General features: G+C 52.0%; 10 protein-coding genes and 1 tRNA gene. 1 reads left to right on the top strand and 10 read right to left on the bottom strand.

The features are described from left to right. The first annotated feature begins 256 nt into the window (after positions 1-256). Positions 257-1,210, top strand: coding sequence for an alpha/beta fold hydrolase (locus ATW55_RS10580; RefSeq protein WP_067717052.1), 954 nt, complete (start codon positions 257-259; stop codon positions 1,208-1,210). Between the two features lie 40 nt (positions 1,211-1,250). On the opposite strand, the gene rlmH is transcribed toward ATW55_RS10580, so the two are convergent. The 10 genes from rlmH to ATW55_RS10630 all read right to left on the bottom strand — a co-directional run bounded on the left by rlmH (position 1,251) and on the right by ATW55_RS10630 (position 11,339). After that, positions 1,251-1,715: a 23S rRNA (pseudouridine(1915)-N(3))-methyltransferase RlmH gene (gene rlmH / locus ATW55_RS10585; RefSeq protein ID WP_067717056.1), complete on the bottom strand. Its 465-nt coding sequence runs from the start codon at positions 1,713-1,715 to the stop codon at positions 1,251-1,253. Between the two features lie 99 nt (positions 1,716-1,814). Continuing rightward, positions 1,815-3,116: a S1C family serine protease gene (locus ATW55_RS10590; RefSeq protein ID WP_082685758.1), complete on the bottom strand. Its 1,302-nt coding sequence runs from the start codon at positions 3,114-3,116 to the stop codon at positions 1,815-1,817. Positions 3,117-3,213: 97 nt separating this feature from the next. Beyond that, positions 3,214-4,011, bottom strand: coding sequence for an MBL fold metallo-hydrolase (locus tag ATW55_RS10595; protein ID WP_067717061.1), 798 nt, complete (start codon positions 4,009-4,011; stop codon positions 3,214-3,216). Beyond that, positions 4,008-4,862 carry a two-component system regulatory protein YycI gene (yycI, locus tag ATW55_RS10600; RefSeq protein WP_067717064.1) on the bottom strand — a complete coding sequence of 285 codons (855 nt, stop codon included), beginning with the start codon at positions 4,860-4,862 and terminating at the stop codon, positions 4,008-4,010. Before yycI ends, ATW55_RS10595 begins: the two co-directional genes overlap by 4 nt. Then, positions 4,844-6,190, bottom strand: coding sequence for a two-component system activity regulator YycH (yycH, locus tag ATW55_RS10605; RefSeq protein ID WP_067717067.1), 1,347 nt, complete (start codon positions 6,188-6,190; stop codon positions 4,844-4,846). The genes yycI and yycH overlap by 19 nt, the downstream gene beginning before the upstream one ends. Then, entirely contained in the window at positions 6,177-8,009 is a 1,833-nt protein-coding gene (locus ATW55_RS10610; protein ID WP_160327226.1) for an ATP-binding protein, read from the bottom strand. The genes yycH and ATW55_RS10610 overlap by 14 nt, the downstream gene beginning before the upstream one ends. A 14-nt stretch (positions 8,010-8,023) precedes the next feature. Continuing rightward, on the bottom strand, positions 8,024-8,719 hold the full coding sequence (locus ATW55_RS10615) for a response regulator (protein WP_067717074.1): 696 nt from the start codon (positions 8,717-8,719) through the stop codon (positions 8,024-8,026). Positions 8,720-8,781: 62 nt separating this feature from the next. Next, positions 8,782-8,858 (bottom strand) — tRNA-Asp (locus ATW55_RS10620). A gap of 59 nt (positions 8,859-8,917) precedes the next feature. Next, positions 8,918-10,246: a GH1 family beta-glucosidase gene (locus ATW55_RS10625; RefSeq protein WP_067717078.1), complete on the bottom strand. Its 1,329-nt coding sequence runs from the start codon at positions 10,244-10,246 to the stop codon at positions 8,918-8,920. 82 nt (positions 10,247-10,328) lie between these two features. Beyond that, the gene (locus tag ATW55_RS10630) at positions 10,329-11,339 is read right to left on the bottom strand and encodes a LacI family DNA-binding transcriptional regulator (RefSeq protein ID WP_067717082.1); all 1,011 of its coding nucleotides are present in this window, start codon (positions 11,337-11,339) and stop codon (positions 10,329-10,331) included. Positions 11,340-11,355: the final 16 nt, after the last annotated feature.

Raw genomic sequence — 11,355 nt, forward strand, 5'->3', positions numbered from 1 at the left:
TTGGCCAACGAAACTGGAAATGAGATGGTTTGAACCTACCAATACCCAATTATTGGGGACAACTGCATAACTCATGGTGGATCAGAGGTGTTCCATTGAAGGATCGAAAGAATCTCCTCGCTCATGAACAACCTATGACGTATGAAGAATATGCGGGTTTGCAGGATGACGGATTTCGGTACGAGCTTGTTGAGCAAAAGCTCAAAGTGATGAGCCCTGCCCCTTCCGAAACTGGAAGAATAAAGGAGTCCAATCAATGACGAAATTTACCGAGGGATTCATTCCAGTGACAGGCGGCAACGTATGGTATCGCAAGACGGGAGACGGAGAAGGGATTCCACTTCTCGTGATGCACGGTGGTCCTGGCAGTTCAACCATGGCATCTGACTCTATTCAAACCCTGGGTGAACAGCGCCCTGTGATTCACTATGACCAACTCGGCAGCGGCAAGTCGGACCGTCCGACTGATCCCTCCCTCTGGAAGGTTGAGCGCTTCGTTGAAGAACTCGGACAAGTCAGGTCAGCGCTTGGACTCACTGAGGTGCATCTTCTCGGCCACTCGTGGGGCACCATGCTCGCGGCGGCGTATCTCCTGGGCTTTGCAAACGGCAGCTTGGTCGATGGCACTGTAAAGCGTGAGCACGGCGAAACCACCCTTGCGATGCCCACAAAACCGGTGGGTGTTCACAGCGTCACCTTTTCGAGTCCAGCGCTCAGCGCACCGCTGTGGGAGCGCGATCAGCGGGCGTACTTAAAAGCGTTTCCTCAACATGTCCAGAATGTGATTGAACGCTGCGAGCGTGAAGGAACAACCGATTCAGAGGCGTATCAAGATGCAATGATGCTTTTTTATAAGCGTCACGTTTGTCGACTCGATCCTTGGCCACAAACCATTCTTGACGCGTTTGCCGTCACCAACCATCAAGTCTATCAAACCATGTGGGGCGCGTCGGAGTTTACGGTGACAGGAACACTGAAAACCTTTGACGTGACAGGGCGCTTGAGCGAGTTGACGCTACCAAGTCTTTTCACATGCGGTAGATATGACGAGGCCTCACCTGAGACGACCGCCTATTACGCCAGCTTGGTAGCCGGAGCGCGCTTTCACGTTTTTGAACACAGCGCGCACATGACCATCCAAGAAGAACCGGAAGAATTCGCCCGCATCTTAAAAGCGTTCCTGAAAGACGTGGAGGCTGAAAACTCCTGACCGCGACCGCTGGTGAGACTGTCCGTGGCGTGCACGCAAGTCACTTGTGATACGCCGCTCCCTGATTGATGCGAAACGCGCGATAGATCTGCTCCAGCAACATCGTCCTCATCATCTGGTGCGGAAACGTGAACTGTGAAAAACTCAAGTGCCAATCCGCCCGCTTCAGTACCGCGGGTGAGAGGCCGTTTGATCCGCCAATGACAAACACATAGCGGCCCGCCCCGCGCGCAATCACGTTCTCTAACCGAGTCGCCAATTGTGGTGATGTGACGGCCTCACCTTCGATCGCGAGCGCGACAACATAGTCACGTTCGCGAAGCTGCGACAGCAGTCGAGCACCTTCAGCCTCAAGCGCCCGATCGATCTCTTTCCCGTCCGCCTCGTCTGCAACCTCGATCACCTGAACCGACGCGTAAGGAGACAGCCGCTTTCGATACTCGGCTTCCGCATCTCGCCAATAGCGCTCTTTTATCTTGCCAACCGCCAAGAGGACGATCTGCATAAAACCGTAATCCCCCATCGCCCATTTTGTTCAATCTGCCACGCGCCTGCGATGTGAAATGCATGTTGCACCGCTCCCTGCCATACGCGTTTCGAGCGATCACGGAAACGTAAACCCACTGCCATTTCCGCTGCCACTGCCGCCTCCACCTGAAAATGGATTCGGAATCACGAATGACCCTCCACCACTGTTGTTCGACGTCGTCGGTGGTTGATACGGCGGGAGTTGGCCTAGCACAAGTGATGATGTGAATTTCTGCTGCCCGCGATAATAGGTGACCTGAACCTTATCGCCCGCTTTAAAATGATCCCAAAGCACCGCGCGCAGATCAGAGAAGCCCGTGATCTTGTACTGGTTGATCCCAACGATGACATCGCCGTGTTCAATGCCAGAAGCCTTCGCCGAACTGCTGTCAACCTTGTATACCCAAACTCCATAATTCACAGGAACATTCGGCTGATACTCTTGCGGCACAGCCGCCAGTGATTCACCCTCAATGCCAAGCGCCGGGTGGGAAGCATGTCCCGTCTTTACAATTTCCGACGCAATCGTTCGCACCTCATTGATAGGAATCGAAAACCCCATGCCCTCAAATCCCTTGGCGACGATCTTTGAACTGTTGATTCCAATGACCTGTCCATCGATGTTACACAGTGGGCCACCAGAATTGCCTGGATTGATCGCCGCATCCGTTTGCAGCACCGTTTCTTCGCCAATCACCTGTCCTGTCGCCTCATCCTGCACTGGCATTGTGCGTTGTGTCGCGCTAATCACGCCAACTGTCACACTGTCGCTAAAATCGAGTCCAGCCGGATTTCCAATCGCAATCGCGGGATCCCCCGGCTCAAGCAGTGCCGAATTCCCAAACACCGCTACATTGCGCGCCTTAATGTCACTTCCGGGAATCTTCAAAACAGCCAAGTCTGTGTATGGATCCGTGCCCACCACCGTCGCGTAGACATGGCGTCCGTCATGAAGCACCACTTCAACCTTTGTGGCGCCTTCTACCACGTGATTATTCGTCACAATATACCCGCGCGGATCAAAGATGACGCCCGAACCCACCCCCGCCTCTTGCAAGACGTTGGCTGTGCCTGTGGCGTTTGGTGCATATTGCATATTGATCACACCGACGACAGCTGGTGTGACTTTACGAACAGCCGAGACGATCCCATCATTTACATTGACGGAAATGTTTTGGGCCGCGCGCGCTGAGGCTGGCTGTAAATTGGCATCTGTCGCAGCGGCAATCACACCAGAGTTATTAAGAAGAAAGACTCCCGCCGCCAGTGTCGATCCCGAACCGATCAACGCCGAAACGACCGCCACTGCAATCCATTTTCCGGCACCCGAACGCGGTCGCCGTTCACTGCGAAACTCCCCGTCATCGTAATAGCCCATCGCTTAACCCCCTTGACCGTCGCTTCGCTTTACAGATTATAGAAAAATCACGCGCGCACAAACTAGCGGTTTCCAACGCACCGCACAGACTGAAGGTTTATCGCGCAACACACACAGGTGCAAGCGCGGTTGGTGCAACCGGACTGGTTGAGCGCAACATAATCGACTCTGTACGCGCGGCGTCACGCGAAAGCATCGTCGCAACCGTTTCTTTTGCAATCTCGGGTCGATTGTTCTCTTTGCTGAGATGCGCCAAATAAACCGTCTGTGTATCCTCCGTGACAATGTCAAGCAGACACTCTCCAGCCGCCGCATTGGAGAGATGACCCTTATCGCCAAGAATACGCCGCTTTAAATGCCACGGATAGGCGCCTGTTCTCAACATGTCAATATCGTGGTTCGATTCGAGAATCAATGTGTGTGCGCCGCGCGCGACTGAACATATGCGCTCACTCGCATAACCCAAATCGGTAGCCAGAACCAGCTTCTCTCCTTGTGCATAGACACAGAATCCCAGCGGTTCTTCCGCATCGTGTGGAAGTGCAAACGGTTCGATCACAAACTCTCCAAGTGAAAACGGTATGCCCGCCTTGATGCTGCGCGGCTTCACCTCCTGCTTTTCCGAAAACAGGCGAGCAATGTGAGACCATGTTCCGTCAGATGTATACATTGGCATATCATATTTTCGAAGAAATGCTGCCAACCCCTTGATGTGATCAGAGTGTTCATGCGTGATTAAAACCGCATCAAGCGTTGCCGGATCAACCCCGATCGTCGCAAAAGCCTGCTGCAACTGGCGAAGACCAATTCCCGCGTCCAAAAGGATTCTCGTATGATCCGTTTCAATATAAACAGCATTTCCAGTACTTCCACTCGCCAATACACTACATCTCATGAAATGTTTCCCACCCCGACTTCACCCGAAAACGCGTGAACATAAAATACCTGTTTTAACGTTGCAATACGCCAAACTGGCGCCAAAATGTACCCTTGATTTGAAGTAATAAAGCTCACGTATCCTAGACGCATGTCAATAATGCTATTATCCTCGTGATAGTTCATCTTGTCCATGTACGAGACTACCGACAAAAGCGCGCTGAGCGCACTCATCACCGTACGCGGCGGGTACGTCTGCTGAATATCCACCATCGACTGTAGATACTCCGTCAATGTATTGTGGTCAACCTGTGCCCTCAGCAAGTTTGAAAAATCAGGATACCCGCCAAATATCTGCGCAAAAAGCAGAGTATGCCGCACCTTCCCGCCTTCAATTCGAAACAACTGATAGTCTGCAGTATTGTATCCGTGTTTGTCGATGATGGCTTTGACGCGCTTTGCCAAATCTCCTTTTAGAAACCCCTGCTCAATTCCCTGGGGCGGGCTCAACGTCACGCGAAAATGCCCTGCCCCCATCATTTGTAACTTCCCTCCCATTCCAATGATCACCCCGTTCTTTACCACTCGCAAATGCCTGTGCGTCCCAAAAATCGACTGGGCGAGCACAGACACACGAGTCTGATCAGGAATCACGCGCAACTCCGACATTTGCGGGTCGATCAAAGGCACCACTGCGTGCAACTGGACATTGTGTTGCGCGAGATCTGCACGAATGCTTGCAAGTTGATCCGCATACTGTTGCGTGTATACGCCCACATCCGTTTGTTGATAAAGCCATTGCGGAATGAGAAAGGCGTTTAGGAGCAAAAAAACGACTGTGAGAATGGCTTTTACTCGACCGAAGTCCATGGAGTCATCCCCGTTCCGTGAAAGACCTGTCCATCTGTCGCATTGACATAAACCCTTCCATACGAGTACGTAATCTGATAAACCGGAAAGAGTTCGATCGCAGTTGAACTGAAAAGCGTCGTCCCGTAGCCAAGCTTGATGCTGCGAATCTTGCCTAATTCACGCGGATTCAGAAGGTTCAAGAGTTGAACACCTGATAAAATATGCAGCGGCTGTGTCTCCTCGAGAATAGAGGGCTCAACAAGCGCGCGCCGATACGTCACCACCCAGCCATTGTTTACAATGCACTGCATAGATCCAAACTGTCCAAACACAGGAAATCCACCTTCAGAGAGCGAAAAGAGAATCTCTGTCATATCTGTCGAACGTTTGATGGCGGAGATTCCCTGAGAGGTTTGGTTGCTTAAAAAGCCGCCGTGGTCATTGATAAATTGAACGGCGGTGTCAAGCGGTGAGTGACCTGTCCGTGGAATCACATTTCCCGTTTGCGGATTGCGATAGGTGATGGTCGGCCCAAAACTTGTCGTAGAAAGCCAAACCGCACGCAATCCGTCTGTATACAGCGTTTTATGGTTCTTATCGACAATCGGAATCACGGCACTGGGATCAGCAAAATAAGAATCGATGACTCCGCTGATGTCCTGCTGCTTCAATAGCCAGACCTCGATGGGCATGATGGAATTGGTGTACGGAAGTCGGATCTCTCGTCCATTGATCGGGATTTGGGCGTATGGAACTGCGGATATGCCTGGCACGGTAAGCGACAACCCGCGCAGTTGAACGCCCGACGCGCGCAGATCAAACGCAGCACCTTGCTGATCCACGGCAATAAGATTCAGCGTGTCACGCTTGGCGTCTGGCTTTATGTACACACTCCGGACAGACAGCGCCTGTTTCAGCGAAGGAAACAGATCCTGAATGGGAGAGCCCACCTCACCAGAAGTAGCGTAATCGAGTTCAAGATAACTCGTTCCTCCGCGCACTTTGGCTGTTTTCGCAGGCGCGACGGTCACCGTCGTTGCACCGTGCAACGCAGACAAGAGCTTTGAGACAAAGCCGCTCTGTACTGGATACGAATAAAGTTGTTGATGACCCGTCCAGAGCCAAACTTGGTGTGGCAAAAACAAACGCGTCAAGGTGCTTGGCGCACCCAGTTTAGGACTCGTGTAAAAACCTGTGCGCGCACTCTGCACAGGGATTGGCGAACCAAACCAAATAAGAAATGTAAAAAGGACGCTCGCAAGTACGGCAAGAATTAGAAGCGGCGTTGAAACCCACTGCCAGAAGCGGCGCGCAGGAGAGAAGCTGAACCGCTTACGCCTGCTCATCTTCAACATCCCCTTCACAAGTCGGAAGTTCAATCTCGAAGGATGTCCCTTCATTACGCGCACTTGTCGCGCGAATCGCGCCACCATGCGCCTCGATGATTTCTTTGGCAATTGAAAGTCCCAAGCCACTTCCGCCCAACTGGCGCGCCCGCGAGAGATCGACACGATAAAAACGCTCAAAAATATGTGGCAGTTCTCGCGGATCAATGCCTGGCCCTGTGTCAGAGATGGTGAGATGAAGCCATGTTTTCGTCTCATCAACCTGTGCATCAACCGTGATCTTTCCGCCTGATGGCGTATACTTAAGCGCATTGGAGATGATGTTATCGATCGCTTGTTCAATGCGGTCGCGATCGATCTTGACCCACACACCCTTGTCGCCAAGCCTCGTGATGAATTGGATATTCGACTGAAAAGCGAGTAGCGAAAACCGCTCTGTCACGCGATGAAGCAACACTTCGACAGGAATAGGTTCACAGTGAAGCGCTTCATACCCACTGTCAAAGCGCGATAGTTGCAGAAGATCCCGAATCAAGCGAGCCATGCGATCCGTCTCACGCTCCATCACGCGAAGAAACTTGTCCTCTGTCACAGGGTCTTCGCGCGCGCCTTCCAGTAACGCTTCCAAATAGCTCTTCAGTGATGTGATCGGTGTTCGCAGTTCATGGGAAACGTCAGCGACAAACCGTTTGCGCGACTCTTCTAACCTCGTCTCCGCCGTCACATCGCGCAACACGATCAGATAACCGTCAAAATCCTCTCTCGTCTCTCTTGAATCCGCGCGACTGGATCTTCTCTGAAGCGCTGTCAGAGACACTTCTACAAAACGCCCCAACAAATCCACAATCATCGGCTCCGCGCGGGCGCCATCCACGTCGAGGTGCGCTGTGATGACTTCACCCACCAGCTGTTCAGATGCTCGTCCCAACAGCCTACCCGCCGCAGGATTCAGCAAAAGCACGCGGAACTTTTGGTCTACAGCGATCACGCCTTCACTCATGTTCGACATAACGGCTTGCAAACGTCCCTTTTCTCGCTCCGTATTCGCAATCGACTGCTGCAATCTGCGAGTCAGCATATTGAATGTCGAAGCGAGTTCTCCAATCTCATCATTGGAACGAACCTGTACCATTGAGTCAAAATTACCCGCCGCCAATTCGCGCGTACGCTGTGTAATCGCTGCGATGGGCCCTGTGATCGTTTGCGCGATAATGACCGCCAAAAACGCGGTGAGCGCCAAAGCAAGCAGCGTTCCCGTGGCAAATAGAAGCGTAATTATTGAGATGGAGTGATCGACCGACTGCATCGGCGCGACAAACTCCACGGCCCCGACAATCTGGCCATGATAGCGAAGAGGTTGGGAAAAGTAGAGCTGCCGCTGAGATGTGGATGGGTCGAGCGCAATTTGCGTGTCCTGTAAGCCAAGCAGTGCGCTCGTCACTTCAGGATCCACACGTTTGAGTCCAACCAGATACGGATTGCCAGACGTTGCCAGAACATTGCCGTCTTTGTCAAGAACATAGATTGTAGCGTTTGATATGTGGGCGATCGCATGCACGAGATCGCGACTATAGAATCCAAGCGGACGATTGGCGCCAAGCGTGGGTTGAAGTGTACTTGATAGAAAGGTAGCTTCCTGAGAAATCGATCGCTCGAAGGCATCGACAAAATAGTGATGTAGCGATTGCACAAAATAGGCACCAATCAATTGCATGGCAAAAAGAATCAACAGCAAATATACGACAAGCAGCTTCCAGCGCACGCTCGAAAAAAAGGGAAAGCGGCGCACAGCAGGCCTAACGGTCTGGCTTTGCGTCACACGCCTGCGCCGAATCATGGCTTGCGAAAGAAATAGCCCGTCCCGCGCCGCGTTAAAAGATAGACGGGGTTGCTTGGATCAATCTCTAACTTCTCGCGCATGCGGCGAACCGTCACATCAACAGTCCGCTCATCCCCAAGATAATCGTATCCCCAAACATCCTGAAGCAGTTGTGTACGACTGAATACGACACCTGGGTGTTTGACGAGAAATAACAAAAGCTCAAACTCACGGTGCGTCAGGGGAATCTCGACTCCGTTGCGAAACACCTGGATAAGGTTCATATCAATTCGCAAATCACCATGGACAATCTGTTCTCGACTCGTAACCGTTTGATTCTCGTCAGATTGCGCCATTCTGCGCAAGTTCGCTTTGACACGAGCCATCAGTTCTCGCGAACTAAACGGCTTCGTCACATAATCATCCGCACCGAGTTCAAGCCCCAAAACTTTATCCACTTCGGAGTCCCGCGCCGTCAGCATGATAATCGGAACTTGTGAAAACTGACGAATTTCTCTGCAAACTTCGTAGCCGTCTTTTTTCGGGAGCATCACATCAAGCAGCACGAGATCCATTGACTGTTCACGCGCCACGTGAATCGCCTCTTCTCCATCGGCTGCCGCAATCACTTGATAACCAGCCTTTTCAAGGTGAAACTGGAGAATGTCTGAGATCGCCTCTTCGTCTTCAACGACCAGAATGTGATACACACGGTCACCTCCAGAAATAAAATAATGCGGCGATCGCGCCGAAGAACGCAATCACCGCACTATGGCGGAGCTGACGGGATTCGAACCCGCGATCTCCTGCGTGACAGGCAGGCATGTTAGGCCACTACACCACAGCTCCAAGTAACTTCATGATTATACATCCCCGTTTCAGGGAATGCAAATCATACCGCTACCGCGTCAAAAATCAAATGAGCGAATAAAATCAGCGTACCAAAAGGCGCTGTCTTTAGGAATCCGCTCCTGTGTCGTCCGATCGACATAAACCAGCCCAAACGTTTTTGTATACCCGTAGCTCCACTCGAAATTGTCCATAAACGTCCACGCGTAATAGCCACGCAGCGGTACTCCTTGATACAGCGCTTCGCTAATCGCCGCCAGATGTTCACGAAAATAGTCAATACGCAAAGGGTCATGCACACGGCCCCCTTCGAGGCAGTCGACCTGCGCACAACCATTCTCTGTGATGTAGAGCGGCACATTCCCGTATGTCTTGTGCAGATCCAAAAGTAAATCGCGCAAACCGCTCCCAAGAATCGGCCAATCCATGTCTGTAACGCGATCGTGCGGTGTAACATCTCGTGCATTGAATTGCACACTGTTCTCATCATGCACCACCACACGATATGAGTAATAGTTAATCCCCAAAAAATCAATCGGTTGCGCGATCACGTCAAGATCGCCTTCCTGCATGACCGCAGGCATCTGCCCAAAGACTTCGCCAAACAAATCGGAGTACCTTCCCAGAAGAATTGGATCGAGAAACCACCCGTTGTGAAAAACACCGATTCGCTCTGCCGCGAGAATGTCCACCGGTCGCTCTGTTTCAGAATACACCTGGCTTAGATTGAGTGTGATGCCAATCTGCCCCGCACAACCCATCGCGCGAAATGCCTGAACCGCGAGTCCATGTGAAAGCATCAGGTGATGCGCAACGTCAAGCATTTGTGCGTGATCGCGAATCCCCGGTGCGTGAATGCCGATCCCGTGTCCGAGAAAGGCGGTGCACCATGGTTCATTGTGTGTGATAAACATTTTCACCCGATGACCGAAATGCTCAAAGACCGCTTTCGCGTAACGCTCAAATGCGTAGACCGTCTCTCGACTGGCCCAACCTCCCCGCTCCTGAAGCGCCGACGGCAAATCCCAATGATACAGTGTTACCATCGGTTCAATCCCGGATTCTTCAAGTGCATCTAAGAGGCTATTGTAAAAGTCAATTCCATCTCGGTTTATTTCACCGTCTCCATTCGGAAACAGTCGAGACCACGCCAGTGAGAGTCTGTAATGCTTAATCCCCATTGAACGCATCAGGGCGAAGTCCTCGCGATAGCGATGGTAATGATCACAGGCAACCGCTCCGTCCGAGTTATCAACGATTGCGTCGGACATGGCGCAAAAGTCATCCCAGATCGTAGAGCCACGCCCCCCCTCGTTCACTCCACCCTCAATCTGATAGGAAGACGTCGCGACCCCCCACACAAAATCCTTTGGAAAATTTGTTCTCATCCCGTCACTCCATAATGTGATCCCCAAGATCCGTCCCCCATTTTCTCTAGCATCATAGGCACAATCGCATCTCATCGATGTGTCACATCTGTCTTGTGCTGCTGCGAACAATAAGCTCGGTAGGCAACACGTAGTGCATCGGAAGTGCATCGCTTCCGCCTTCAATCAAGTCAACCATCATCTGCGCGGCATGCTTTCCAAGCCCATTCACGTCTTGTCGAATCGTCGTAAGTGGAGGATAGACGTAACTCGCCGCAGCAATATCATCAAAGCCGACCAAACTCACATCATCCGGGATCGAGATGCCCGATCGAAAAAACGCCTGCATCATCCCGATCGCTGTGATGTCCGCTGCACAAAGCACAACGTCTGGCAACGGATCGCATGCCATAAGCGTCTTTGCAGCTGCAATCCCGCCGTCAACCGAGAAATCTCCGTCCACAACCCACGCACGCTCCACTGCACGCCCAATCGCCGTCATCCCACTGTAAAATCCCTGCAACCGTTCCACTGCGACTGGCAAATCTAGAGGGCCGTGCGCAAACGCAATTCTTTCATATCCAGCGCGTGCGAGACGCACCACCGCATCATGCATCGCGCGGCGGTTTTCCGATGTCACAGAACCACAACGCGGCCCTGCGACAAAGTGGTCGATGCCCACAAGCGGAACGTTTGACTGAGCCAACTGTTCGATCGTCCCATCCGTTTTCCCGAGCAATACCACCCCATCGATCTCGCGGTGCTTCACGCGTTCAAGCAGGCTGAAGCTGTCAAAAGGAGCCGTGGAATTTCCGAGAATCATCAAGTCATAACCGAGCTTTCCGATCTCATCTTTAAAAATATCAAGCATCGTCCCGATAAATGGCTGTTGAAATCCAATTCCATCACGCGTTGGATAATACACGCCAACGATATTTGATTTATTCATGACCAAACTGCGCGCAGACGCCTTTGGATAATAGCGCATCTCTTCAACGACACGAAGAATGCGCGCCTTTGTGTCCGCGTTGATGTCTGGATAGTCATTCAGTGCGCGTGAAACTGCCGTGATCGATACACCCGCTTTTTCTGCCACATCCCGAATGGAAGGCATAGATCAGCTTCCCCCT

The sequence above is a fragment of the Ferroacidibacillus organovorans genome, assembly GCF_001516615.1.
Classification (GTDB): Bacteria; Bacillota; Bacilli; order Alicyclobacillales; family SLC66; genus Ferroacidibacillus; species Ferroacidibacillus ferrooxidans_B.